A 25632-nucleotide genomic window follows, 5' to 3' on the forward strand; every position below is an offset into this window, starting at 1 on the left:
GTACGGGGGGGTGGGGGGGGGGGGAGGGGAGGGGGTGTTGGGGGTGTTGGAGGGGGAAGGAGGGGAGGTGGGGGAAGAGGGAGGCGGGGGGCGGAGAGGTAGAGGAAGCGTGGGGGGGGGGGAGAGGGGAGGGGGGGATGCCCCCCCCCTCGGGGTTTTCCCCCCCGGCCCGTTCCGGTTGCGCGGTGACGCGGTTACCCGGTCACGCGTCGTCGTCCTGCGCCGGCGTCGGCGGCGCCGTGGGGCGCAGCTTCAGCCAGATCAGGAAGAAGAGGCCGAGGGCCAGCATGCCGATGCCCGCCCACAGGTTGATGTTGATGTCCTGGGCCTTCTTGAGGTCCGCGTCGGATGCCGTGATGCCCGCGATCGTGACGATGATCCCGTACACCACGAAGAGTCCGCCGATGATGCGGCGCACGTCGAAGAGGTGGGCGGCCGTCGCCGACTTGGCCTCCAGCTCCTTCACCTCGTCCACGTGGCTGTTCGTGTGGTCGCTCATGTCGTGTACCTCGGACCTCAGAAGGAGAACGGGATGTAGCAGATGGCGGCGAGGACGATCGCGCCCCAGCCCAGCAGGGCCGGCTTGCGGTACCAGGCGTCGTCACCCTCGGCGGGCGGCTCTTCCATGCCCGGGGACTTGGTGCCGTAGACGAGACCGGCCAGTTCCTCGGCGGGCTTGGACTTGGTGAACATCGTGACCACGAACATCACGACTCCGCCGACCACGAACGCGACGATCGAGGAGACGAAGTTGGCGCCCTGGTCCGAGGGGATCGAGATGACGCCCTGCTTGTAGAACCAGAAGTAGTTGACCATCGCGGCCACCGTGCCGGACAGCAGGCCCCAGAAACCGGCCGCGGCCGTGGTGCGCTTCCAGAACATGCCGATGATGAAGACCACGAACAGCGGCACGTTGAAGAACGAGAACAGCGTCTGCAGGTAGTTCATGATGTTGCTGAAGCTGCCCGCGATGAACGCCGTGCCCATGCCGATGAACACGCCGACCGCGGTCACGACCCGGCCGGTCTTCAGGTAATACCCGTCGCTGCGGCCCTTCTTGACGTACGCGCCCCAGATGTCGTTCGTGAACACCGTGTTGAACGAGGAGACGTTGGCCGCCATACCGGCCATGAACGCGGCCAGCAGACCGGTCACCGCGATGCCGAGGACACCGTTGGGCAGCAGGTCGCGCATGAGGACCGGGATCGCGTCGTTGTACTGGAGCCCGTCCTTGCCGCCCTTGCCGAGCGAGGGCTCCATCACCAGGGCGATCAGGCCGGGGACGACCACGACCATCGGGATGAGGATCTTCGGGAACGCGGCGATCAGCGGCGTGCGCTTGGCGGCGGAGAGGTTCTTCGCGGACAGGGCGCGCTGCACCTCGGCGAAGTTGGTCGTCCAGTAGCCGAAGCTCATCACGAAGCCGAGGCCGAGCACGATGGTCAGCCAGTTCGCGCCGAGCGGGTTCGAGGAACCGATGCCGGTGCCCTGCCACGCCGTCATGAACGAGTCGCCCTGCGAGTGCGACAGGGAATCGGTGATGCCGTCCCAGCCGCCGACGCGCTTGAGGCCCACGATGGTCAGCGGGATGAGCGCGGCGAGGATGACGAAGAACTGAAGGACCTCGTTGTAGATCGCCGAGGACAGGCCGCCGATCGTGATGTACGCGAGGACGAACAGACCCGCGATGACGATGGCGAGCCACTGCGGCCAGCCGAGCAGCGCCTGGAGCACCAGGGCCATCGCGTACAGGTTGACGCCCGCGATCAGCACCGAGGACACGGCGAAGATGATCGAGGACAGCAGGTGGGAGGAGGGCCCGAAGCGGTGCAGCAGGAACTCGGGGACCGAGCGGACCTTCGACATGTAATAGAAGGGCATCATGACCAGGCCCAGGAAGACCATGGCCGGGATGGCGCCGATCCAGTACCAGTGGACGGTGTAGACGCCGTACTGCGCGCCGTTGGCCGCCATGCCGAGGATCTCGGTGGCGCCCAGGTTGGCGGAGACGAAGGCGAGACCCGTGACCCAGGCGGGCAGGGAGCGCCCGGAGAGGAAGAAGTCGAGGCTGGTCTTCACCGAGCGCCGGGCCGCGAAGCCGATGCCGAGGACGACGACGAAGTAGATCGCGAGGATCGCGTAGTCGAGCCCGTTGGTCGGCAGCCGTAGCTCTGCCGCGAGCGTGTTTGTGGGGGACAGCATGAGTACTCGCTTCGTTGCGCGAACTGAAACAGTCCGGAACCTACGCCTCCGCCTTCAATAAGTGAACACTTATCGTGATGTTCTTTGTTGGATTGTGATCGAGGCCTCTGGACTGTGCGGGATCCTGCGGGTTCCCGCTTGATCGCGTTGCATGCCTTGACGCCTGTGTTGCCTTATGCTTTGTTGTGTTTGGTTATGTTTGTTTGTTGGTGTGATGAGGAGCATCGGACGTGAAGAAGACGTCGACCCGGCTCGCCGACGGTCGTGAACTGATCTATTACGACTCTCGGGACGACGTCGTGCGCGATGCCGTGGACCGGCGTCCCCTCGATCCCACGGTCACCACCTCCGAGATCCGCCGGGACCCGCTGCTCGGCGACGCGATCGCCGTCGCCTCGCACCGGCAGGGCCGCACCTACCACCCGCCGGCCGACGAGTGCCCGCTGTGCCCCTCCCAGGGCGAGCGGCTCTCCGAGGTCCCCGACTCGTCGTACGACGTCGTCGTCTTCGAGAACCGGTTCCCCTCGCTGGCCGGGGACGCGGGCCGCTGCGAGGTGGTCTGCTTCACCTCGGACCACGACAAGTCCTTCGCCGACCTCAGCGAGGAGCAGGCCGGGCTCGTCCTGGAGGCGTGGACCGACCGCACGGCGGAGCTGTCCCACCTCGACTCCGTCGAACAGGTCTTCTGTTTCGAGAACCGCGGCGCCGAGATCGGCGTCACCCTCGGCCACCCGCACGGACAGATCTACGGCTACCCCTTCACCACTCCGCGCACCGCGCTGATGCTGCGCTCCGCGGCCCAGCACAAGGAGCAGACCGGCGGGCGGAACCTCTTCGCCGACGTCGTCGAGAAGGAGATCGAGGACGGCAGCCGGATCGTCCTGGAGGGCGAGCACTGGGTGGCCTTCGTGCCCTACGCCGCCCACTGGCCCTACGAGGTCCACCTCTACCCCAAGCGCCAGGTCCCGGACCTGCTCGCGCTGGACGACGCCGCGCGCACAGAGTTCCCCAAGATTTATCTGGAACTGTTGAGGCGCTTCGACCGGATCTTCGGTGAGGACCAGCCGGTGACGCCGTACATCGCCGCGTGGCACCAGGCGCCGTTCGGCTCGCTGGACGAATTCGACGGGGGCGCTGCCGTCACCCGTGACGACTTCGCGCTGCACCTGGAGCTTTTCACCATCCGCCGCACTTCCGGCAAGCTGAAGTTCCTCGCGGGCTCCGAGTCCGGCATGAGCGTGTTCATCAACGACGTGCCGCCGGAGTCCGCGGCCGAGCGACTGCGAGAGGTAGCGAGCAAGTAATGGGCAAGGCCGAATCTCGGAAGTACATGGTCACGGGCGGCGCCGGATACGTCGGCAGCGTCGTCGCGCAGCACCTGCTGGAGGCGGGCCACGAGGTCACCGTCCTCGACAACCTCTCCACCGGCTTCCGCGAGGGCGTCCCCGCCGGGGCGGCCTTCGTCGAGGGCGACATCCGCGACGCGCACAAGTGGCTGGACTCCACCTACGACGCCGTGCTGCACTTCGCCGCCTTCTCGCAGGTCGGCGAGTCCGTCGTGAAGCCCGAGAAGTACTGGGACAACAACGTCGGCGGCACCATGGCCCTGCTCGCCGCGATGCGCTCGGCCGGCGTGAAGAAGCTCGTCTTCTCCTCCACCGCCGCCACCTACGGCGAGCCGGTCAGCACCCCCATCACCGAGACCGACCCGACGGCGCCCACCTCCCCCTACGGCGCCTCCAAGCTCGCCGTCGACCACATGATCAGCGGAGAGGCGACGGCCCACGGTCTCGCGGCCGTCTCCCTTCGATACTTCAACGTGGCGGGCGCGTACGGCAGTTGCGGCGAGCGGCACGATCCCGAGTCGCACCTCATCCCGCTCGTCCTCCAGGTCGCACAGGGCCGCCGCGAGGCCATCTCCGTCTACGGCGACGACTACCCCACCCCCGACGGCACCTGTGTACGCGACTACATCCACGTCGCCGACCTCGCCGAGGCCCACCTGCTGGCCGTCGAGGCCGCCCGCCCCGGCGAGCACCTCATCTGCAACCTCGGCAACGGGAACGGCTTCTCGGTCCGCGAGGTCATCGAGACCGTCCGCCAGGTCACCGGCCACCCGATCCCCGAGGTCGGCGCCGCGCGCCGGGGCGGCGACCCGGCCGTCCTGGTCGCCTCCGCGGCCACCGCGCGCGAGCGCCTCGGCTGGAACCCGTCCCGCGCGGACCTCGCGGGAATCGTCGCCGACGCCTGGGAGTTCGCCCAGGCGCGCCAGCAGGAGAAGTAGGGGGCCCCGCGCCATGTCCATCGCCGCGCAGTTCAGTGATCTGTACGGGTACGAACCCGCCGGGGTGTGGGCGGCCCCCGGCCGCGTGAACCTCATCGGTGAGTACACCGACTTCAACGAGGGCTTCGTGCTGCCCCTCGCGCTGCCGCACACCGCGGTGGCGGCCGTGGCCAAGCGGGACGACGGCGTGCTGCGGCTGCACTCCGCCGACATCGACGCCCCCGTCGCCGAACTGCGCGTCGACGAGCTGACCCCGCTCAGCAAGTACGGGCAGGGCGGCTGGGCCGCGTACCCGGCCGGAGTGGTCTGGGCGCTGCGCGAGGCGGGCCACACCGTCACCGGCGCGGACCTGCACCTCGCCTCCACGGTGCCGACCGGGGCGGGCCTGTCCTCCTCCGCGGCCCTGGAGGTCGTCACGGCGTACGCGCTCAACGAGCTCTTCGGGTTCGGCCTCACCACGCCCGAGCTGGCCGTCCTCGCGCAGCGCGCCGAGAACGTGTTCGTCGGCGTGCCCTGCGGGGTCATGGACCAGATGGCGTCGGCGTGCGCGCAGGAGGGGCACGCGCTGCACCTCGACTGCCGCGACCTGTCGATCCGGCAGGTCCCGTTCGACCTGACCGACCACGGGCTCCAGCTCCTCGTCGTCGACACCCGCGTCAAGCACGAGCTGGGCGACGGGGCGTACGCGGAGCGGCGGGCCGGCTGCGAGGAGGGCGCCCGGGTGCTCGGCGTCTCGCACCTGCGCGACGTCCCGTTCGCCGGGCTCGACGACGCCATCGCCACGCTGGAGCGGGCCGGGGTCGACGAGAAGGTCGTCCGCTACGTCCGGCACATCGTCAGCGACGACCACCGGGTGGAGCGGGTCATCGAGCTGCTCGACGCCGGTGACGTACGCGGGATCGGGCCCGTCCTCGACGAGGGGCACGTCTCGCTCCGCGACGATCTGCGGATCTCCTGCCCGGAGCTGGACCTGGTCGTCGGTACCGCGGTCGCCGCCGGTGCGGTGGGGGCGCGGATGACCGGGGGCGGGTTCGGTGGGTCGGCCGTGGTGCTGGTCGAGGCCGGGGACGTGGAGGCTGTGACCAAGTCTGTGCTGGGTGCCTTTGAGGGGGCCGGGTTTACGGCGCCGCGGGTGTTCCCTGCGGTTCCCTCTGCGGGGGCGCGGCGGGTGGGGTGAGGTTGGTGTGGGGTGCGCGGCTGCCGGGTTCGTCGTGGCTGGTCGCGCAGTTCCCCGCGCCCCTGGCGGGGCGCAGATGCTCCCCGTGATCGAAAGGTCAGGCCAGTTTCTTGGTGAGGGTGAACTCCTTTGCTCCCGGGGGGTAGTCCGGGATGACTGATACGACCTCGTAGCCGTGCTGGCGGTAGAAGCCCGGGGCCTGGAAGTCCCAGGTTTCCAGGCGGGAATTGGCGCATCCGTGGTGTTCGACCGCGAGATTTTCGGCCTCGGTGAGCAGGTGGGAGCCGAGGCCCGCGCCGCGGTGACGGTCCGCGACCCACAGCAGGTCGACGTGGAGCCAGGTGGCCCAGACGTGGGCGTCGAGACCGCCGGCCAGTGAGCCGTCGGCGGGATCGAACGCCCATACCTGCAAAGGCAGTTCGCGCTCGTCGGAGGTGCCGCGCAGGGCCCGGATCGCAGGTGATGCCGCGGTGTTGGTCTCCCTCAGCAGCGAGCGGAGCAGAAGGGCGCGCTCTTTGTCGACTTCTGTCTCGAAACGAAACATGTGCCCCACGATAAACGCGCTGGACAGTCGCCGGTCAGTCAACTGGGAACCAGTTCTGTGAATTGCCTTCCCCTCGGGGCGCGCAGCCCTAGTCTGATGGACAGCACCGGTGGGGGCCGGTGTTGATCAGGGGGCGAGACAGCCGGGTACGACGCCCGGAGTGGGGGTAGCGGTTCCAGCGCGGCGGCGGCCGTGCGGCTGCGGTGACCCGAAGCTCCGGGCGCCGTACCTGCGTTGGTCATCCTCCGGCCATGGGGCATCCCCTGCTCTCTATGAAGAGCTTGGGGAAGGGGGTTTCAGTGGTACGTATTCGGGTTCTGGTCGTCGACGACCATCGCATCTTCGCCGAGTCCCTCGCAGCGGCGCTCGCCGCCGAGCCGGACGTCGACGTGTCGGCCGCGGGCAGCGGTCCCGCCGCTCTGCGCTCGCTGGAGCGGGCGGCCGCCGAGGGGCGCAGGTTCGACGTGCTGCTCGTCGACGCCGACCTGGGGGCCGCGTCCTTGCAGGGCATGCGGCCGCCGACCGTGGTGCCCGAGGGTGGTGCGCAGGACGGGCTCGTGGACGGTATCTCCCTTGTCGCGGGCGTCCGTTCGGGGCAGCCCGCGGTGCGGACGGTGGTGCTCGCCGAGCGGGACGATCCGCGTCGGGCCGCGCTTGCCCTGCAGGCCGGCGCTTCCGGGTGGGTGGCCAAGGACTGTTCGCTGTCGCGGCTGCTGAACGTCATCCGGGGTGTCCTGCGCGACGAGACGCATCTGCCTCCGGCGCTGCTGACCGGGGTGCTGCGGGAGCTGACCGCGGCCCGTAAGCACCGCACCGAGTCGGAGCGGCTGGTGGAGTCGCTCACTCCCCGGGAGCGGGAGGTGTTGCGGTGCATGGTCGCCGGGCTCGGGCGCAAGGCCGTTGCCGAGCGGCTGTTCTTGTCGCCGCACACCGTTCGTACTCATATGCAGAATGTGCTCGGGAAGCTGGGGGTGCACTCGACGCTTGCCGCGGTGGCGCTCGCGCGGCGGGCCGGGGTCGGGCCTGTGGACCTTGAGGCCGCCAGCTGAATCGCCGGGTGACGCTTTCGCCGGGGCTGGTCGCGCAGTTCCCCGCGCCCCTTATCGGGTTGTCGTTCGTCTGACGGCCGGTGGCCGCTTCTCGCGCAGTTCCCCGCGCCCCTGGAGTGCGCACTTCGTGCGGCATCTCCATCAGGAGGCGCGGCGGAGCCGCAGCCTCAAGGGGAGGCTGCGCGCAGCGCACGCCTCAGGGGCGCGGGGAACTGCGCGAGAAGCGGCCACCGGCCCGCACCCGACCGACTACCCAGGGGCGCGCCACGACGAAAGCGGTACTCGACCGACTACCCCGGGATGTTGTCGAAGGGGGCCGTCAGCTGGCGGAGCAGGGAGGCCAGTTCGGCCCGGTCGCCTCGGGAGAGCTCGGCGAGGATGGCGCGCTCCTGGGCGAGGAGGCCGGCCAGCGCCTGGTCGGCCCGGTCCCGGCCCACGGCGGTGAGCCGGACCAGAACGCCACGGCGGTCACTGGGATCGGGCAGCCGCTCGACGAGGCTCTTCTTCGTGAGCCGGTCGATGCGATTGGTCATCGTGCCCGACGTCACCAGCGTCTGCGTGAGCAACTGCCCGGGCGAGAGCTGATACGGCGCACCGGCCCGCCGCAACGACGTCAGGACGTCGAACTCCCACGGCTCCAACTGATGCTCGGCGAAAGCCAGCCGGCGGGCCCGGTCGAGATGGCGCGCAAGCCTGCTGACCCGACTGAGCACCTCCAGGGGCTCCACGTCGAGGTCGGGGCGCTCCCGGCGCCACGCTGCGACCAGACGGTCGACCTCGTCCTCCATGGCGATCAGTGTAGAGGGTGTGTCGACATGAAGTCTCTTGAAGTCGAGTCTCTTGACATCAAGATACATTCGGCGAGAGCCTGGACGGCATGACGACGAGCTCACCCACCTGGGACCCGCAGCAGTACCTCCGCCACGCGGACCACCGCGGCCGCCCCTTCGCGGACCTCCTCGCCCGCGTCCCGGACCTGCCCCGCACCCCGCCCCGCGTCGCCGACCTGGGCTGTGGTCCCGGCAATGTCACCACCCTGCTCGCCGACCGCTGGCCCGACGCGCACATCACGGGCTTCGACAACTCACCGGACATGCTCGCCAGGGCCGAGGAGCACGCCGGCCCCACCGCGGGCGGCGGCCGCATCGACTTCGCGCACGCCGACGCCGCGCACTGGGCGCCCACGGAGCCGTACGACCTGATCGCCTCGAACGCGACCCTGCAATGGGTCCCCGGCCACGTCGACGCCTTCCCGCGCTGGCTGGACGCCCTCGCCCCCGGCGGCACCCTGGCCTTCCAGGTGCCCGGCAACTTCGACGCCCCCAGCCACGCCCTGATGCGGGAACTCGCCGGTTCCGCGCGCTGGAAGGACCGGCTCGGCGGAGTGCTGCGGCACGGCGACGCGGTGCTCGACCCCGCCGGATACCTGGAGCGGCTCGCCGGGCTCGGCTGCGAGGTGGACGCCTGGGAGACCACGTATCTGCATCTGCTGGAGGGCGCGGACCCGGTGCTCGACTGGGTGAAGGGAACCGGGCTGCGGCCCGTGCTCACCGCGCTCGCCGACGACCCCGAGGAGCGGGACGCGTTCGTCGCCGCGTACCGGGACCTGCTGCGGGACGCCTATCCGGCGACCTCGTACGGCACCGTGCTGCCGTTCCGCCGGATCTTCGTGGTGGCGGTGAAGCCCGCGTGATCGAGGCCCTCGACCATGTGCAGCTCGCCGCGCCCGAGGGCAGCGAGGCGCTGCTGCGGGCCTTCTACGTGGATGTCCTCGGGATGACCGAGATCGCCAAGCCGCCGGGGCTCGCCGCTCGCGGGGGGTGCTGGTTCGTGGCCGGGGGCGTTCAGCTCCATCTGGGGATCGAGCGCGATTTCCGTCCGGCCCGGAAGGCGCATCCCGGGCTGCGGGTGCGGGGCATCTCCGAGTTCGCTCGGGGGTTGTCCGCGTGGGGCGCCGAGGTCGTCTGGGACGACGGTCTCCCTGGCCATCGCCGTTTCTACAGCACCGATCCCGTGGGCAACCGCCTCGAGTTCCTGGAGCCCCGATAGGGGCGCGGGGAACTGCGCGAGCAACCACGACGAAAGCCGCAGACGCGTCTGCTCGGTGCATGAGCAGATGCGTCCGCGGCTTTTCTATGGCTGAGCGCGCAGTTCCCCGCGCCCCTGGCGGGGCTAACTCTTCCGGTGCCCTATCAAGCGGGGCTTCGGCTCCAGCCCGTCCAGGCCGTGCCAGGCCAGATTGACCAGGTGGGCGGCCACCTCGGCCTTCTTCGGCTTGCGGGCGTCCAGCCACCACTGGCCGGTCAGCGCCACCATGCCGACCAGCGCCTGCGCGTACATCGGCGCCAGCTTCGGGTCGAAACCCCGGGCCTTGAACTCGCGGCCCAGGATGTCCTCCACCTGCGTGGCGATGTCCGAGATGAGGGAGGCGAAGGAACCCGTGGACTGGGGGATGGGGGAGTCGCGGACCAGGATGCGGAAACCGTCCGTGTACTCCTCGATGTAGTCGAGGAGCGCGAACGCCGCCTGCTCGCACAGCTCGCGCGGATGCCCGGCCGTCAGGGAACTGGTCACCATGTCGAGGAGCTGGCGCATCTCACGGTCCACGACGACCGCGTACAGGCCCTCCTTGCCGCCGAAGTGCTCGTACACCACCGGCTTGGAGACCCCGGCCTTCGCCGCGATCTCCTCCACCGACGTGCCCTCGAACCCCTTCGCGGCGAACACGGTGCGGCCGATCTCCAGCAACTGCTGACGGCGCTCCGCCCCCGTCATCCGCGTACGGCGCGCACGCCGTGGCTTCTCGGGCCTGTCACTGCTCGGGGTGCTTGAGTCGGTCGCCACGTCATCCATCATGCCGTGCCGGGGTCACGCGGCGTCGGCGGCATCGACCTTGCGGCGCGAGGCGATCCGGTCCTTGGACGGCCAGCGCACGTCGTACGCCCAGCCCGCCCGCTCGAACCAGCGGATCAGCCGGGCCGAGGAGTCGACCTGGCCGCGCATCACCCCGTGCCGCGCCGACGTCGGGTCCGCGTGGTGCAGGTTGTGCCAGGACTCGCCGCAGGACAGCACGGCCAGCCACCACACGTTGCCCGAGCGGTCGCGGGACTTGAAGGGGCGCTTGCCGACCGCGTGGCAGATCGAGTTGATCGACCAGGTCACGTGGTGCAGCAGCGCCACCCGCACCAGCGAGCCCCAGAAGAACGCCGTGAACGCGCCCCACCAGGACATTGTCACCAGACCGCCGATCAGCGCGGGCAGGAACAGCGAGACGAGCGTCCACATGATGAACTGGCGCGAGATCGCCCGGATCGCCGGATCCTTGATCAGGTCGGGCGCGTACTTCTCCTGCGGCGTCTGCTCCTCGTCGAACATCCAGGCGATGTGCGCCCACCACAGGCCCTTCATCAGGGCCGGCACCGTCTCCCCGAACCGCCACGGCGAGTGCGGGTCGCCCTCCGCGTCGGAGAACTTGTGGTGCTTGCGGTGGTCCGCGACCCAGCGGACCAGCGGACCCTCCACCGCCAGCGACCCCATGACCGCCAGCGCGATCCGCAGCGGCCGCTTCGCCTTGAAGGAGCCGTGCGTGAAGTACCGGTGGAAGCCGATCGTGATGCCGTGGCAGCCGATGTAGTAGAAGACCACCAGCAGGCTCAGATCCAGCCAGCTGACACCCCAGCCCCAGGCCAGCGGCACCGCCGCGACCAGGGCCAGGAACGGCACGGTGATGAACAGGAGCAGCGTGATCTGCTCCAGCGACCGCTTCTGCTCACCGCCCAGCGTCGCCGACGGCAGCCCGGCGGCATCGGAGGACGTCTGTCGGGGGGCGTCGTCGATCACATCGGAACTTGTGGCCATGGGGGCGTCCCTGAAGGTCGAGGGGTGAGATGAATCGTCGAGGGGTGAGATAAATCAAGGATTGAGAAGGTCCTGGACGGGTCAGGAGATCCTCCGGGGTCCCACGGGATCCGCGGGAGCCACCGAGACCGCCGACGGCGCGTCGATGCCATGCCTACGGGTCCGTAACCTACGGCGTCGTAAGTATGGCAGCGCGCTGACAGGCGGCAAGAGGCCCCGGCCCGCGCCATGAGCACGGGCACATATCCTGGGGAACGGTCGGACAGCGCGGTCCGCTTCGAATCTCCACCCCGGACTAGTACCCGGTTCAGGGGATCCTTCCCTCCAGACGTGCTTCACCACTGCAAGGAGCCGCACCTGTGAGCAGTGCCGACGATCAGACGACTGCGACGAGCACCAGCCCCGAGCTGCGCGCCGACATCCGCCGCCTCGGAGACCTCCTGGGCGAGACGCTCGTCCGCCAGGAGGGGCCCGAGCTCCTCGATCTCGTCGAGAAGGTCCGCCGCCTGACGCGTGAGGACGGCGAGGCCGCCGCCGAACTGCTGCGAGGCACCGAACTGGAGACCGCGGCCAAGCTGGTCCGCGCCTTCTCCACGTACTTCCACCTGGCCAACGTAACGGAGCAGGTGCACCGTGGCCGTGAGCTGCGCGCCAAGCGCGCCGCCGAGGGCGGACTGCTCGCCCGCACCGCGGACCGGCTCAAGGACGCCGACCCGGACCACCTGCGCGCCACCGTGCAGAACCTGAACGTGCGCCCGGTCTTCACCGCCCACCCCACCGAAGCCGCCCGGCGCAGCGTCCTCAACAAGCTCCGCCGGATCGCCGAGCTCCTGGAGACGCCGGTCCTGGAGACCGACCGCCGCCGCTACGACACCCGCCTCGCCGAGAACATCGACCTGGTGTGGCAGACGGACGAGCTGCGCGTCGTACGCCCCGAGGTCACCGACGAGTCGCGCAACGCGATCTACTACCTCGACGAGCTGCACGCCGGCGCCGTCGGCGACGTCCTGGAGGACCTCACCGCCGAGCTGGAGCGCGTCGGCGTCAGCCTCCCCGACGACACCCGCCCGCTCACCTTCGGCACCTGGATCGGCGGCGACCGCGACGGCAACCCGAACGTCACCCCCGCGGTGACCTGGGACGTCCTGATCCTCCAGCACGAGCACGGCATCAACGACGCGCTCGACATGATCGACGAGCTGCGCGGCTTCCTCTCCAACTCCATCCGCTACACGGGCGCGACCGAGGAACTGCTCACCTCCCTCCAGGCCGACCTGGAGCGCCTCCCGGAGATCAGCCCCCGCTACAAGCGGCTCAACGCCGAGGAGCCCTACCGGCTCAAGGCCACCGCGATCCGGCAGAAGCTGGAGAACACCAAGGAGCGGCTCGCGCGGAACACTCCGCACGTCGACGGCCGCGACTACCTCGGCACCGCCGAGCTGCTGCACGACCTCACCCTCATCCAGACCTCGCTGCGCGAGCACCGCGGCGGCCTCTTCGCCGAGGGCCGGATGAACCGCACGATCCGGACCCTGTCCGCGTTCGGCCTCCAGCTCGCCACGATGGACGTCCGCGAGCACGCCGACGCCCACCACCACGCCCTCGGCCAGCTCTTCGACCGGCTCGGCGAGGAGTCCTGGCGCTACGCCGACATGCCCCGCGACTACCGCGGCAAGCTGCTCGCCAAGGAGCTGCGGTCCCGGCGTCCGCTGGCCCCGACCCCGGCGCCGCTGGACGCCGCCGGCGAGAAGACCCTCGGTGTCTTCCACACCATCACGCGGGCGCTCGACGTGTTCGGGCCCGAGGTCATCGAGTCGTACATCATCTCGATGTGCCAGGGCGCCGACGACGTCTTCGCCGCTGCCGTGCTGGCCCGCGAGGCCGGACTCATCGACCTGCACGCGGGCTGGGCGAAGATCGGCATCGTGCCGCTCCTGGAGACGACGGACGAGCTCAAGGCCGCCGACACGATCCTGGAGGACATGCTCTCCGACCCGTCCTACCGGCGCCTCGTCGCGCTCAACGGGGACGTGCAGGAGGTCATGCTCGGCTACTCCGACTCCTCCAAGTTCGGCGGCATCACCACCTCCCAGTGGGAGATCCACCGCGCCCAGCGCCGGCTGCGTGACGTCGCCCACCGCTACGGCGTCCGCCTGCGCCTCTTCCACGGCCGCGGCGGCACCGTCGGCCGCGGTGGCGGCCCCTCGCACGACGCGATCCTCGCCCAGCCCTGGGGCACCCTGGAGGGCGAGATCAAGGTCACCGAGCAGGGCGAGGTGATCAGCGACAAGTACCTGGTGCCGTCCCTGGCCCGCGAGAACCTCGAACTGACCGTCGCCGCGACCCTCCAGGCCTCCGCGCTGCACACCGCGCCGCGCCAGTCCGACGAGGCCCTCGCCCGCTGGGACGCCGCCATGGACGTGGTCAGCGACGCGGCGCACGCCGCCTACCGCGGGCTCGTCGAGGACCCGGACCTGCCCACCTACTTCGTCGCGTCGACGCCCGTCGACCAGCTCGCCGACCTGCACCTGGGCTCCCGGCCCTCGCGCCGCCCCGGCTCCGGCGTCTCGCTCGACGGCCTGCGCGCCATCCCGTGGGTGTTCGGCTGGACCCAGTCGCGGCAGATCGTGCCCGGCTGGTTCGGTGTCGGCTCCGGCCTGAAGGCGCTGCGCGAGGCGGGCCTGGACACCATGCTCGACGAGATGCACGAGCAGTGGCACTTCTTCCGCAACTTCATCTCCAACGTCGAGATGACGCTCGCGAAGACGGACCTGCGCATCGCCCGCCACTACGTCGACACGCTCGTCCCGGACAACCTGAAGCACGTCTTCGACGTCATCGAGGCCGAGCACGCGCTGACCGTGGCCGAGGTCCTGCGCATCACCGGAGGCGCCGAGCTCCTCGACACCCAGCCGGTGCTCAAGCAGACGTTCGCCATCCGCGACGCCTACCTCGACCCGATCTCGTACCTCCAGGTCGCCCTGCTCAAGCGACAGCGCGAGGACGCCGAGGCGGGCCAGGAGCCGGACCCGACACTGGCCCGCGCCCTGCTGCTCACCGTCAACGGAGTCGCGGCCGGCCTGCGCAACACCGGCTGATCCTCGACACAAGCCCTAGAAGCTCAAGGTGGCCCAGGCCGCCGACAGCAGTACCGCCCCGGCGCCTCCCGTGATCCACGCGAGGCGCCGGTGGCGCATCCCGCCCGCGATCACCACCGACGCGAGCAGCAGCGCCCCGCCCAGCGGGATCCACGCCTTGAAGAAACCGGCCGCACCGGTCCGCACGGCCTGCGCCGAGTCCGGCTTGATCACCACGGGCAGCCGGGTGCCCTTCTTCTCGCCTACCGAGCCGCTGAGCGTCACCTTCGGAGTCCGCACGGGACCCTCGGTCGCGGGCACGAAGGACCCCGTGCACGTGCCGTCAGCGCACCGGTCCACGATCATGTGACCGTGCTCGTGCCCCTTCGCCAGCACCACGTGCTGGGCCGTGCCCCAGGACGCCCAGAACCCCGCGACCAGCAGAAGCAGGGCAAGAGCCGCCGACACGACCTGCCGCGAGACCGACACCGCTGAGACCATGGCCGGGATCCTTGGCCATGAACCCATCAACGGTCAACTGTTGTAGGAGGACTGGGCACGCTCAAGACCTTCGGTGACGAGCGCCTCGACCGCGTCGGCCGCCCGGTCCACGAAGTAGTCGAGCTCCTTGCGCTCCGTCGAGGAGAAGTCCTTCAGCACGAAGTCGGCGACCTGCATCCGGCCCGGCGGCCGGCCGATCCCGAACCGCACCCGGTGGTAGTCGGGGCCCATCGCCTTGGTCATCGACTTCAGCCCGTTGTGCCCGTTGTCGCCGCCGCCCAGCTTCAGCCGCAGCACCCCGTAGTCGATGTCCAGCTCGTCGTGGACGGCCACGATGCGGTCCGTCGGCACCTTGTAGAAGTCACGCAGCGCCGTCACCGGACCGCCGGAGACGTTCATGTACGACATCGGCTTGGCGAGGATCACCCGGCGGTTCGCGGGTCCGGGCGGACCGATCCGCCCCTCCACGACCTGCGCCTGTCCTTTGGTCGCCCGCTTGAACTTGGCGCCCATACGCCGCGCGAGCAGGTCGGCCACCATGAAACCGACGTTGTGCCGGTTCATCGCGTACTCGGGACCGGGATTGCCCAGCCCGGCGATGAGCCAGGGGGCGTTGTCGTCGGACATCCGCATTCCTTGGGTAGAGAGAGCGGTACGGGGTGGTGGGCCGAGCCCACCACCCCGTACGGAGCGTCGAAAAAGCTAGACGGCTCAGGCCTCCGCGGCGGCCTCGTCGCCCTCGGCCGGGGCCTCTTCGGCCTGCGCGGCCAGGACCTGCAGCACGATGGCGTCCTCGTCGACGGCCAGCGTGGTGCCGGCCGGCAACTTGACGTCCTTGGCGTGCACGGCGTCACCGGCGGTCAGGCCCGCGATGGAGATCGTGACCGACTCGGGGATGTGCGTGGCCTCGGTCTCGACGGCCAGCGTGTTCAGCACGTACTCGAGCAGGTTGGCGCCCGGGGCGAGCTCGCCCTCGGCGACGATCGGGAGCTCGACGGTGACCTTCTCGCCGCGCTTCACGAGGAGCAGGTCGACGTGCTCCAGGAAGCCCTTCAGCGGGTCGCGCTGCACGGCCTTCGGGATCGCCAGCTCGTTCGTGCCGTCGATGTCCAGGGACAGCAGGACGTTCGGCGTACGCAGGGCGAGCTGGAGCTCGTGGCCCGGAAGCGTGATGTGGAGGGTGTCGCCACCGTGGCCGTAGACGACCGCGGGAACCTTGTTCTCACGGCGGATGCGGCGGGCGGCGCCCTTGCCGAACTCCTTGCGGGTCTCAGCGGCGAGCTTGACCTCGGACATGTGCTCTCAACTCCTCGTAGAACTCAGGGGAAAGGTCACCCGGCCACGAACGGCCTGCTACGAAGAGCGCGTCGATAACGGACAGCCGTACAAAAAAGTACGGCCTCCCTCGCCGAGCAACTTCGACAGTTTACTCGCAGAGGAAGGCCGTACCCAAATGGATCTTCTAGCGCATGGTTACGCTTCGCCCTCGAAGAGGCTGGTGACCGAGCCGTCCTCGAAGACCTCGCGCACCGCGGAGGCGATCGTCGGGGCGATCGACAGGACCGTGATCTTGTCGAGCTCCAGCTCGTTCGGCGTCGGGAGCGTGTTCGTGAAGACGAACTCGCTCACCTTCGAGTTCTTCAGACGGTCCGCGGCCGGACCCGACAGCACGCCGTGCGTCGCCGTCACGATGACGTCCTCGGCGCCGTGCGCGAACAGGGCGTCGGCGGCGGCGCAGATCGTGCCACCGGTGTCGATCATGTCGTCGACCAGGACGCAGACGCGGCCCTTCACGTCACCGACGACCTCGTGCACGGTGACCTGATTGGCGACGTCCTTGTCGCGGCGCTTGTGGACGATCGCCAGCGGCGCGCCCAGACGGTCGCACCAGCGGTCGGCGACACGCACCCGGCCGGCGTCGGGGGAGACCACCGTCAGCTTGTTCCGGTCGACCTTCGCGCCCACGTAGTCCGCCAGGATCGGCAGCGCGAACAGGTGGTCCACCGGGCCGTCGAAGAAGCCCTGGATCTGGTCCGTGTGCAGATCGACGGTGAGGATGCGGTCCGCACCGGCGGTCTTCATCAGGTCCGCGATCAGACGCGCCGAGATCGGTTCACGTCCACGGTGCTTCTTGTCCTGCCGCGCGTAACCGTAGAACGGCACGATGACGGTGATGGAGCGGGCCGACGCGCGCTTCAGCGCGTCGATCATGATCAGCTGCTCCATGATCCACTTGTTGATCGGAGCCGTGTGGCTCTGGATCAGGAAGCAGTCGGCGCCGCGAGCGGACTCCTGGTAGCGGACGTAGATCTCGCCGTTGGCGAAATCGAACGCCTTGGTGGGGACGATCCCGACACCGAGCTGGTGTGCGATCTCCTCGGCAAGCTCGGGGTGGGCGCGGCCAGAGAAGAACATCATCTTCTTCTCGCCCTGCGTCTTAAGCCCGGTCACAGCACTAGTCTCCTCAGACGAGTTCGTCCGCCGCAGCTGCCCGCGCGTCCCTATAGCAGCGAGCCAGGCGAATCGTGAGCAACTATCACGGTACGCCGTGTCGGACGCACCTGTTTCCGGTCAGCCCTCGCTGTCCGGTTCCCGAGCAGCCGCTTCGGCCGCCTTCGCGGCCGCGCTCCCGGGACGCTTGCGGGCCACCCAACCCTCGATATTCCTTTGCTGGCCCCGGGCCACGGCCAGCGAACCGGCCGGTACGTCCTTCGTGATCACGGAGCCCGCGGCGGTGTAGGCACCGTCCCCGACCGTGACAGGCGCCACAAACATGTTGTCCGAACCGGTCTTGCAGTGCGACCCCACCGTCGTGTGGTGCTTGCTCTCGCCGTCGTAGTTCACGAACACGCTCGCGGCACCGATGTTGGTGAAGTCGCCGATCGTCGCGTCACCCACGTAACTGAGGTGCGGAACCTTCGTGCCGTCGCCGATCGTCGCGTTCTTGGTCTCGACGTACGTACCGATCTTGGACTTCACACCGAGGCGGGTGCCCGGACGCAGGTACGCGAACGGGCCGACCGACGCCTGCGGGCCGATCTCCGAGTCGAAGGCCACCGTGTTGTCCACCCGGGCGCCGGCGCCCACCCGCGTGTTCGTCAGCCGGGTGTTCGGGCCGACGACCGCGCCCTCGGCGAGATGCGTGGTGCCGTGCAGCTGCGTGCCGGGCAGGATCGTGGCGTCCCGCTCGAACGTCACCTCCACGTCGACGAAGGTGGACGCCGGGTCGATCACGCTCACGCCGTCCAGCATCGCCTCGTGCAGCAGCCGGTCGTTCAGGATCCGGCGGGCCTCGGACAGCTGTACGCGGTTGTTGATACCGGCGATCTCGCGGTGGTCGCGGGCGATGGACGCCCCGACCCGGTGACCGGCCTCGCGCAGGATGCCGAGGACGTCGGTGAGGTACTCCTCGCCCTGGCTGTTGTCGGTGCGGACCTTCTTCAGGGCGTCCGCCAGGAGGCGGCCGTCGAAGGCGAAGACACCCGAGTTGATCTCGCTGATCGTGCGCTGCGCCTCGGTGGCGTCCTTGTGCTCGACGATCGCCGTCACCGCGCCGCTGCCGGTCTCGCGCACGATGCGGCCGTAGCCGGTCGCGTCGGGGACCTCGGCGGTCAGCACCGTCACGGCGTTGCCGTCCGCGGTGTGGGTCGCGGCGAGGTCGGTCAGGGTGCCGCCGGTGAGCAGCGGGGTGTCGCCGCACACCACGATCACGGTGCCGTCGAGGGAGCCGGCCGGGTCGATGCCCTCCAGGCCCATGCGGACGGCGTGCCCCGTCCCGTTCTGCTCGTGCTGGATCGCGGTGCGGGCCCCGCTGTCGATCGTGCTCACGTGCGCGGTGACCTTCTCGCGCTCGTGACCCACGACCACGACGAGCCGCTCCGGGCTCAACTCCCGGGCGGCGGCCAGCACGTGGCCGACCAGTGAGCGGCCACAGAGCTCGTGCAGGACTTTGGGGGTGGCCGACTTCATGCGGGTGCCCTCACCCGCGGCGAGAACGACTACGGCGGCCGGGTTCGTGGCGCTGCTCACGGGGGTGCCCTTCGGCTCTGGATGCGATGTGGGGTGGACATTCGCAGGATACCGGGGGGTTTCTGGGGGGAAATAAGGGCGGGGCCCGACCGCCTGGGTCAGGCCCCTCTTCGAGCACAGCTCCCCCGCCAGGACTCGAACCCGGACAGATGGCACCAAAAGCCACAGTGCTGCCAATTACACCACGGGGGAATATTTCGACCTGAAACCAGACATTGCGTCAGGTCCTCGGCCGGGCTCCCAACACTATGCCGCACCAAGAGCCTTCGACGCGACGGTACAGGTCGGCTCCCTGCCGCACCCGGACCGCCGGGGTCGGTTTCGCCTCTGTTCGAGACGGGGGCGCGGTGTGGGCCAGTCCGCAAAAGTCACCGGAAAACCGTTGCGCGGCGCCCGTAGGGTGGAGGTATGACCACGACGGGGGAAGTTCACCGAGCCACGGCCGGGGGGCCGTGGTGGTGGGATCGGCGGCGCAGCGCGCTGTTCGACGGGGGGCTGGGGGTGCTGTCGGCCGCGGAGTGCGCGGTCGAGGGAGTTTCGTTCGCGCACAAGGCCGGGCTGCCGGCCGCGGTCGGTGTCGTCTTCGGCGTGCTCGCCGGGGCGACCCTGGTGCTGCGACGGCAGTGGCCGATCGCGGTGGTCCTGGTGTCGGTGGCGATCACACCGGCCGAGATGGGCGTCCTGATGACCGTGGTCGCCCTGTACTCCCTGGCGGCCTCCGAGATGCCCCGGCGGATCATCGGCGCGCTCGCGGCGATGTCGTTCGCGGGGACGCTGATCGTCACGGTCGTACGGGCGCAGCAGGACGCGGCGCGCGGTGTCGACGCCTTCCAGGTGGGGAGCTGGCTGGTTCCCTTCATCGCGATCACGACGGCGCTGGGTGTCACCGCTCCGCCGTTGCTGCTCGGCATGTACGTGGGGGCGCGCCGTCGCCTGATGGAGAGCCTGACGGAGCGCAACGAGTCGCTGGAGCGGGAGCTGTCGCTGCTCGCGGAGCGGGCCGAGGAGCGGGCCGAGTGGGCCCGGGGCGAGGAGCGGACCCGTATCGCGCGGGAGATGCACGATGTCGTCGCGCACCGGGTGTCGCTGATGGTGGTGCACGCTGCGGCGCTCCAGGCGGTGGCCCGCAAGGACCCGGAGAAGGCGGTGAAGAACGCCGCGCTCGTGGGCGACATGGGCCGGCAGGCGCTGACCGAGCTGCGGGAGATGCTCGGGGTGCTGCGTTCCGGTGAGGCCGTGCCGCAGCGGGTGCCCGAGGTGCCGCTCCAGGCGGTCGGGGTGGCCGCCGCGGCGGCCGCTTCGCGGGCCGAGGCCGAGGCCGACGGTGAGGGCGGGCCCTCGCTGGCCGAGCTGGAGGAGCTCGTGGGGCAGTCGCGGGCCGCCGGGATGGTGGTCGAGATGCTCGTCGAGGGGGACGTACGGGGGTACGCGGCCGTGGTGGAGCAGACCGCCTACCGGGTGGTGCAGGAAGCGCTGACCAATGTGCACAAGCATGCGGCGGGCGCGAAGACCTATGTGCGGCTCGCGCATCGGGGCGCCGAAGTGGCGATGCAGGTGGAGAACGAGCCGCCGCCGGTTCTCTCCGTCGGTTCCGTGGAGTTGCCGTCCGGGGGGAACGGGCTGGTGGGCATGAAGGAGCGGGTGGCCGGGCTCGGCGGTGTCTTTGTGTCCGGGCCCACCGACGCGGGGGGTTTTCGGGTGTCGGCAGTGCTGCCTGCGCAGGGTCCCGGGCAACTGGCCGGGTAGTTCCCCGGGCCTCTGGGGTGTTCCTCGTCTGCGGGCCGGTGGCCGCTTCTCGCGCAGTTCCCCGCGCCCCTGAGATGCGCACTTCGTGCGCCATCTCATCAAAGGCGCGCCACCCACCCTTCAGGAGAGGCGCGCCCCTGGCCAAGGTGGAGGCACGCCCCCTGCCCAAGGTGGAGGCGCGCCGCCCCGGCCCTCAGGAGAGGCGCGCGAAGCGCAGCCTCAGGGGGAGGCGGCGCGAAGCGCCTGCCTCAGGGGCGCGGGGAACTGCGCGACCAGCCACGACGAGACCCGCACCCGACCACAAGGGGCGAGCGCAGCTCGCTTCAGGGGCGCGGGGAACTGCGCGAGAAGCGGCCACCGGCCGTCAGCCGACAATGGACCCAGGGGCGCGGGGAACTGCGCGACCAGCCCCCACCGGTCGTCAGTCGGCTGACTGCGGGGGCTAGGCCGCCTGGAGGCGGGGTGGTTGGAGGCCGGTGATCAGGGTTTCCAGGGCCTGGTCGATGGTGGGGCCCAGGTACCAGTCGCCGCTGTGGTCGAGGGCGTAGACCCGGCCCTCGGTGTCGATGGCGAGGAGCGCCTCGGTGCCGGATTCGGCGCCGAGCGGGCACACCTCGGTGTCGAGGGCGCGGCCGAGGTCGCCGAGGGTGCGGGCCATGTGCAGGCCGTGCAGCGGGTCGAGGTGCGGCTGGGAGGGGGCTATGTGCCGGCCGGGACCGGTCGGCGTGACGTGCAGGCCGCCGAACTCGGCCCAGGCCTCGACCGCGGCGGGGAAGACGGCGTGCCGGTGGCCCGCGGGGGAGACATGGGTGCGCAGGGCGTCGGCCCAGAACTCGGCCTGCTTGATGTCCCAGCGTCCGGGCTGCCAGCCGGCGGCGCGCAGGGCCGCGTCGGCGGCGGTGGTGAAGCGGGTGGGGGCGTCGGACATCAGCGGGCGGCCTCGTCGGAGTCGTCGGTCGGATCCACCACGCGGACGCCGAAGTGGGCCGTCAGCGCGGCGCAGGCGCGGCAGGGCCGGGCGAAGCCGCCGTGCAGCGGGTCGCCGTCCTCGCGGATCCGGCGGGTGGTGAGCTTGGCGTGCTTGAGGGCCTTGCGGGCCTCGCTCATCGTCATCGGTCTGCGGCGGGCCCGCTTCGACTTCTCGGTGCGCTCGCTGTCCGTGGAGGCGAGGTGCCGGGAGATGAGGATGGCCTCCGCGCAGCGCCCGGTGAAGCGGTCGCGCTGGGTGGACGTCAGGGTGTCGAGGAAGTCCTGGACCAACGGGTGCAGCGCGGGCGCCTGTTCACCGCGGGCCGCGGTCGAGGTGAGTGTGGTGCCGCGCACCGACAGGGCCGCGGCGACGGTCGGCAGGATGCCGTCGCGGCGGCCGCGAAGTGCCGGGGCGGGGGCGGTGTCCGTGGCGCTCCAGCCCACGCGTGGGTCGGCACCCACCTCGCTGTCGGTGGGTGTGACGGACTGAGCCGTGCCGCTGTTCATGTGGTGCTTCCCCTCCTGCGGTCGCCCGCTGCAAACCCCCGGGTTGCCTGGACAGAGTGCCAAATGGGGCGGGCGGTGCGGAAGTCGGTCCCCCGCGACACGCCCGATCGTCACGGGGTGGTGACAGTGGGGTGACTGCTGGTCATGGAACCGGAGGCCCGATGACCGGTGTCGTACAACCGCATAGGCTGTCATGACGGGGAACCATCAACATCGTCCACACTGCCGCAGGGGGCAACCGCCATGACGACAGGTCGGCTCGGGCAGCAGGCCGCGCCGCCGAACGCGGCCTATGCCGGGCAGGTAGTGCACTTCCCGGATCCGGTCCGCGCCGCCCGCCACCCGCGAGGAGTGCGGGTCGACGGTGACGGCTATCCGGACTTCTCCGCGTACGCGCGCGCGGCGGCCGAGATCGCCGAGCCGCCGCAGGGGTTCGGTGTCGATGAACTGCGGCTGACGGACTATGTGTCGGCGAACGCCGTGCAGGCGGCGGCGGGGCACGAACTGTGGGACACCATCCCGCCGGTGGCGACGCCGCACGGCTGGACGTGGCACCACGTGCGCGGTTCGCGGCGCCTGGAGTTGGTGCCCGTGGAGGTGAAGGCGCTGTTGCGTCATCACGGCGGGCTCGCCACGGCCGCGGTCGACCACCACAAGCGGGGCACGCGCTCCTTGCAGGACACCCGGCCCGCGCACTTCGGCCTGCCGAAGTCGGCGGTGGCGGTGACCGAGCAGCAGGTGCTCGGCGCGGAGGAGGACCTGGGGTACCGGCTGCCGGGCGGGTACCGCTCGTTCCTGAAGGCGGGCGGCGGGTGCGCCCCGGTGGGGGCGGCGCTGGACGCCGAGTTGGGGCTGCTGATCGACCAGCCGTTCTTCACGGTGCGCGACGAGGCGGCCGTCAACGACCTGGTGTACGTCAACAAGTGTCTGCGCGATCACCTGACCAAGGACTATCTGGGGATCGCCTTCGTGCAGGGCGGGATCCTGGCCGTGAAGGTGAAGGGCGAGGCGTCCGGATCCGTGTGGTTCTGCGCGTACGACGACGTGCGCGACGGCGGCGAGACGGCGCACTGGTCGGTGCCCGAGCGGGTGGAGCGGCTGCTGCTGCCCTGCGGTGACGACTTCGACGACTTCCTGTCCCGGCTCGCGGGCAATCCGCCGGAGCTGGAGACGGTGGCGAACCTGATGGTGGACGGCGGTTTCGCGCACGCCGTCCCGACCGATGCGCCGGACGAGGGGTGAGGGTCCGATGGTGACGTTCGCACAGGCGCAGGAGCGCGCCGAGGAGTGGATCAACGGCGATGTGCCCGCGTATCAGCACCGTGAGGTGCGGGTGCGGGAGTTCGAGCTGGGGTTCGTGGTGTGGGCCGAGGACCGCGAGGGCGGTGCGGTCTCCGGCGGCGGCCGGCAGCGGCTCGTGATCGCGCGGGACTCCGCCGAGGCGACGCTGTGGCCCGGGCTGCCGGTGGGCGAGGTGATCCGGCGGTACGAGGAGGAGTACGGGCTGCCGGAGGCACCGGCGGGGCCCGCGGCGCCGCGGCCGCCGGAGCGCGTGGACCTCAATCAGACGTCGTTCCTGCTGTCTCCGCCGGAGTGGTTGCAGGAGGCGGCGGACAAGCTGGGGATCGCCGGTGGCGGCGCGTCGGACGGCGCGGACGAGCCGCAGGACGCGGTGCCGGCCGCCGCGTCCGCCCCGCCACCGCCACCGCCTCCGCCCGCGCCGGTGCCCGCCGACGCGACGCCGTGGGCCGGTACGGACACCAATGGGATGGGCGACGAGAACGACCGGCTCGTCCCGCTGCCCGACACGGTGTTCTCGCCGCCGCCGGCCGAGGACGCCAAGCCCGATCCGGCTCCGGCCGGCGGCCAGTTGCCGCCTCCGCCGCCCCCGCCGCCTGCGAACGGTTTTCCGCAGGCCGGGTCCAACACGCCTCCTCCGCCCGCGAGTTCGCCGCCTCCGCCGCCCGTGGCGGGGCCGGTCGGTGCGCCGCTGCCGCCGCCGGTTCCGGGGACCGCCGTGCCGGTCACGCCGCCGCCGGGCGCCGTGTCCGCGTACGGGTATCCGCAGGGCTCCGCGCCCGCCCCGGGCCGCGACGCCGCCGGGCGGCCGCTCGCGCCCGACGCGGAGGACATCGCGAACGCCGCCACCAGCAAGGCGCAGCCGCCCCGCAAGAGTGGCGCGCAGACTCCGCCGCCGCCCGGCAGTCCGGGTGTGCCCGGCGGCGGTTACGTCCCGACGCAGATGCTGTCCGCGCCCGGTGCCGGGCAGCCGGAGCCGCCGGCCGCGCCGCAGCCACCGCCGCCCGGCGCGGGGGTGCACCACGCCGCGACCATGCTGTCCGGTCCGCCCGTCGCGGGCCCCGGCGCTCCCGGCACCCCGCCGCCGCCCGGTCCGCCCGGCCCCGCCGGTGGTCCCGGCATGCCGCCGCCGCCCGGCCCGCCCGGTCCTCCGCCGCCCCCGGCGCCGTCCGGTGACGCGGTGCACCACGCGGCCACGATGCTCTCGGGCCCCGGCCCGCAGGCGCCCGGCGGAATGCAGCCGCCGCCCGGCGCGATGCAGCCCCCGCCACCCGGCGCCATGCAGCAGCCCGGCGGGATGCCGCCCGGTGCGATGCCGCCGCCGGTGCCCGGGCAGCAGATCCCGGGTGGGCCGCCGCCCGCGTACGGATATCCGCAGACGGCTCCCGCTCCGGGCCCCCCGGCCGGTCCGCCGACCGTGGGCCCCGGCTACCAGGCGGTGCTGCGCTACCGCGCGCCCGACGGCTCCGAGCAGCAGCTCATCCGCCGTTCGGCGCCCGGCGTCGCGCACCCGGAGTGGCAGATCTTCCACGAGCTGCGCGGCATGAACATCCCGCCGGACCAGGTCCTGGAGCTGCACACGGAGCTGGAGTCGTGCGCGCTGCCCGGCGCCTACTGCTCCCGCATGATCCAGGAGCAGTGGCCGCAGGCGCGGATCACGTCCATCGCGCCGTACGGCACCGATCACGCCTCCCGTCAGCAGGGTATGCAGCAACTGATCGCGCACCAGGGCGAGTTGCACCAGGTCGCCGACGGTCCGGCGCGTCCGGCGCCGGTCCGGGCGCCGCTGCCGCCCGCGCAGCCCGCGCCGCCGATCCCGCCGGAGGGCATCGCGCAGGAGCTGGCGGCGGCCTTCGGGCCCGGGGTGTTCCGCTTCGATCAGCGGGCGGTGTCGCGCCAGGGCGTCCCGGACGTCGTCGCGCACACGCTCGTCGTCGCGGGGCTGCCCGCCGACTTCGGGCCGTTCTTCTGGGCGCAGGCCCAGCCGGGCCGCCCGGTGCCGACGCTGGCCGAGCTGGCGCAGGAGCGCGGGGTGCAGCCGGCCCCGGACGCGGGCTCGTACCTGGTGATGGGCTCCGACTTCGGCAAGGCGCTCTGCGTGCAGTACGGGACGGCGAACATCGTGGCCGTGCCGGTGGAAGCCGGCCCCGGTGGTGCGCCGGTGCCGCCGCAGTTCGTGAACAGCGGGCTGCCGGAGTTCGCCCGGTCGCTGGCGCTGCTCGGCCGGATGTGGCGGCTGCGCTACGGGCTCAACCCGGAGCAGGCGGGCCGCTGGACCGTCGACTTCCAGGCCCAGCTCAGCGCGCTGGACCCGGCCGCGCTCGGCTCGCCCGAGACCTGGTGGTCGGTGTTGCTCGAACAGATGTGGGACGGCCTGCTGTAACCGTCGG

General features: G+C 70.8%; 23 protein-coding genes and 1 tRNA gene. 10 read left to right on the forward strand and 14 right to left on the reverse strand.

Features of this window, described 5'->3' with window-relative positions; genetic code table 11:
- Window positions 1-202 precede the first annotated feature (202 nt).
- Both ACFVDP_RS31095 and ACFVDP_RS31100 read right to left on the reverse strand, forming a co-directional pair.
- Entirely contained in the window at window positions 203-499 is a 297-nt protein-coding gene (locus ACFVDP_RS31095) for a hypothetical protein (protein WP_383496971.1), read from the reverse strand.
- Between the two features lie 17 nt (window positions 500-516).
- Window positions 517-2202, reverse strand: coding sequence for a sodium:solute symporter family protein (locus ACFVDP_RS31100; RefSeq protein WP_383496974.1), 1686 nt, complete (start codon window positions 2200-2202; stop codon window positions 517-519).
- A 230-nt stretch (window positions 2203-2432) separates the two neighbouring features.
- On the opposite strand from ACFVDP_RS31100, the gene galT reads away from it, so the two are divergent.
- The 3 genes from galT to galK are packed head-to-tail and all read left to right on the forward strand — an operon-like array spanning window position 2433 to window position 5663.
- Window positions 2433-3506 carry a galactose-1-phosphate uridylyltransferase gene (galT, locus tag ACFVDP_RS31105; protein ID WP_383496977.1) on the forward strand — a complete coding sequence of 358 codons (1074 nt, stop codon included), beginning with the start codon at window positions 2433-2435 and terminating at the stop codon, window positions 3504-3506.
- Complete coding sequence (gene galE, locus ACFVDP_RS31110) at window positions 3506-4486, forward strand: UDP-glucose 4-epimerase GalE (RefSeq protein ID WP_383496980.1); 981 nt, start codon at window positions 3506-3508, stop codon at window positions 4484-4486. Before galT ends, galE begins: the two co-directional genes overlap by 1 nt.
- 13 nt (window positions 4487-4499) lie before the next feature.
- Window positions 4500-5663, forward strand: a complete 1164-nt coding sequence (gene galK / locus ACFVDP_RS31115; RefSeq protein ID WP_383496984.1) for a galactokinase — start codon at window positions 4500-4502, stop codon at window positions 5661-5663.
- 97 nt (window positions 5664-5760) lie between these two features.
- Here galK and ACFVDP_RS31120 read toward each other — a convergent pair whose 3' ends face one another.
- Window positions 5761-6207 (reverse strand): GNAT family N-acetyltransferase, encoded by a 447-nt coding sequence (locus ACFVDP_RS31120; RefSeq protein ID WP_383496988.1) that lies wholly within the window; start codon window positions 6205-6207, stop codon window positions 5761-5763.
- Between the two features lie 299 nt (window positions 6208-6506).
- Here ACFVDP_RS31120 and ACFVDP_RS31125 point away from each other — a divergent pair, with 299 nt between their 5' ends.
- Entirely contained in the window at window positions 6507-7256 is a 750-nt protein-coding gene (locus tag ACFVDP_RS31125; RefSeq protein ID WP_111665963.1) for a response regulator transcription factor, read from the forward strand.
- Between the two features lie 290 nt (window positions 7257-7546).
- On the opposite strand, the gene ACFVDP_RS31130 is transcribed toward ACFVDP_RS31125, so the two are convergent.
- The gene (locus tag ACFVDP_RS31130) at window positions 7547-8044 is read right to left on the reverse strand and encodes a MarR family winged helix-turn-helix transcriptional regulator (RefSeq protein WP_383496991.1); all 498 of its coding nucleotides are present in this window, start codon (window positions 8042-8044) and stop codon (window positions 7547-7549) included.
- A gap of 89 nt (window positions 8045-8133) precedes the next feature.
- On the opposite strand from ACFVDP_RS31130, the gene ACFVDP_RS31135 reads away from it, so the two are divergent.
- A complete protein-coding gene (locus ACFVDP_RS31135; protein ID WP_383496995.1) occupies window positions 8134-8949 on the forward strand; it encodes a trans-aconitate 2-methyltransferase in 816 nt (271 codons plus the stop codon).
- Window positions 8946-9305 carry a glyoxalase gene (locus tag ACFVDP_RS31140; RefSeq protein WP_383496998.1) on the forward strand — a complete coding sequence of 120 codons (360 nt, stop codon included), beginning with the start codon at window positions 8946-8948 and terminating at the stop codon, window positions 9303-9305. The genes ACFVDP_RS31135 and ACFVDP_RS31140 overlap by 4 nt, the downstream gene beginning before the upstream one ends.
- A gap of 123 nt (window positions 9306-9428) precedes the next feature.
- On the opposite strand, the gene ACFVDP_RS31145 is transcribed toward ACFVDP_RS31140, so the two are convergent.
- The gene (locus tag ACFVDP_RS31145) at window positions 9429-10112 is read right to left on the reverse strand and encodes a TetR family transcriptional regulator (protein ID WP_383497001.1); all 684 of its coding nucleotides are present in this window, start codon (window positions 10110-10112) and stop codon (window positions 9429-9431) included.
- A gap of 12 nt (window positions 10113-10124) precedes the next feature.
- The gene (locus ACFVDP_RS31150) at window positions 10125-11114 is read right to left on the reverse strand and encodes an acyl-CoA desaturase (RefSeq protein ID WP_383497004.1); all 990 of its coding nucleotides are present in this window, start codon (window positions 11112-11114) and stop codon (window positions 10125-10127) included.
- A gap of 359 nt (window positions 11115-11473) precedes the next feature.
- Between ACFVDP_RS31150 and ppc the strand changes: the two genes are divergently transcribed.
- The gene (ppc, locus tag ACFVDP_RS31155; protein WP_383497007.1) at window positions 11474-14212 is read left to right on the forward strand and encodes a phosphoenolpyruvate carboxylase; all 2739 of its coding nucleotides are present in this window, start codon (window positions 11474-11476) and stop codon (window positions 14210-14212) included.
- 15 nt (window positions 14213-14227) lie between these two features.
- Here the strand turns inward: ppc and ACFVDP_RS31160 are convergent, their stop codons facing one another.
- From ACFVDP_RS31160 to ACFVDP_RS31185, 6 genes are all read right to left on the reverse strand, one after another.
- Window positions 14228-14692: a hypothetical protein gene (locus ACFVDP_RS31160; RefSeq protein ID WP_383497011.1), complete on the reverse strand. Its 465-nt coding sequence runs from the start codon at window positions 14690-14692 to the stop codon at window positions 14228-14230.
- Window positions 14693-14725: 33 nt separating this feature from the next.
- Window positions 14726-15319, reverse strand: a complete 594-nt coding sequence (pth, locus tag ACFVDP_RS31165; protein ID WP_383497014.1) for an aminoacyl-tRNA hydrolase — start codon at window positions 15317-15319, stop codon at window positions 14726-14728.
- A gap of 84 nt (window positions 15320-15403) precedes the next feature.
- Window positions 15404-15988, reverse strand: coding sequence for a 50S ribosomal protein L25/general stress protein Ctc (locus ACFVDP_RS31170; protein WP_383497017.1), 585 nt, complete (start codon window positions 15986-15988; stop codon window positions 15404-15406).
- A 177-nt stretch (window positions 15989-16165) separates the two neighbouring features.
- The gene (locus tag ACFVDP_RS31175; protein WP_164301432.1) at window positions 16166-17143 is read right to left on the reverse strand and encodes a ribose-phosphate diphosphokinase; all 978 of its coding nucleotides are present in this window, start codon (window positions 17141-17143) and stop codon (window positions 16166-16168) included.
- 120 nt (window positions 17144-17263) lie between these two features.
- Entirely contained in the window at window positions 17264-18721 is a 1458-nt protein-coding gene (gene glmU, locus ACFVDP_RS31180) for a bifunctional UDP-N-acetylglucosamine diphosphorylase/glucosamine-1-phosphate N-acetyltransferase GlmU (protein WP_383497021.1), read from the reverse strand.
- 120 nt (window positions 18722-18841) lie between these two features.
- Window positions 18842-18913, reverse strand: a tRNA-Gln gene (locus ACFVDP_RS31185).
- A 216-nt stretch (window positions 18914-19129) separates the two neighbouring features.
- Here ACFVDP_RS31185 and ACFVDP_RS31190 point away from each other — a divergent pair.
- Window positions 19130-20467: a sensor histidine kinase gene (locus ACFVDP_RS31190; protein WP_383497024.1), complete on the forward strand. Its 1338-nt coding sequence runs from the start codon at window positions 19130-19132 to the stop codon at window positions 20465-20467.
- A gap of 442 nt (window positions 20468-20909) precedes the next feature.
- Here the strand turns inward: ACFVDP_RS31190 and ACFVDP_RS31195 are convergent, their stop codons facing one another.
- A complete protein-coding gene (locus tag ACFVDP_RS31195; RefSeq protein WP_383497027.1) occupies window positions 20910-21395 on the reverse strand; it encodes an SUKH-3 domain-containing protein in 486 nt (161 codons plus the stop codon).
- Complete coding sequence (locus tag ACFVDP_RS31200) at window positions 21395-21943, reverse strand: YwqJ-related putative deaminase (protein ID WP_383497030.1); 549 nt, start codon at window positions 21941-21943, stop codon at window positions 21395-21397. The genes ACFVDP_RS31195 and ACFVDP_RS31200 overlap by 1 nt, the downstream gene beginning before the upstream one ends.
- Before the next feature lie 243 nt (window positions 21944-22186).
- Here ACFVDP_RS31200 and ACFVDP_RS31205 point away from each other — a divergent pair, with 243 nt between their 5' ends.
- Together ACFVDP_RS31205 and ACFVDP_RS31210 are read left to right on the forward strand one after the other, a co-directional pair.
- Complete coding sequence (locus ACFVDP_RS31205) at window positions 22187-23185, forward strand: SMI1/KNR4 family protein (RefSeq protein WP_383497033.1); 999 nt, start codon at window positions 22187-22189, stop codon at window positions 23183-23185.
- 7 nt (window positions 23186-23192) lie between these two features.
- Window positions 23193-25625 carry an SUKH-4 family immunity protein gene (locus ACFVDP_RS31210; protein WP_383497036.1) on the forward strand — a complete coding sequence of 811 codons (2433 nt, stop codon included), beginning with the start codon at window positions 23193-23195 and terminating at the stop codon, window positions 25623-25625.
- Window positions 25626-25632: the final 7 nt, after the last annotated feature.

The organism is Streptomyces sp. NPDC057694 (assembly GCF_042799415.1).
GTDB lineage: Bacteria > Actinomycetota > Actinomycetes > Streptomycetales > Streptomycetaceae > Streptomyces.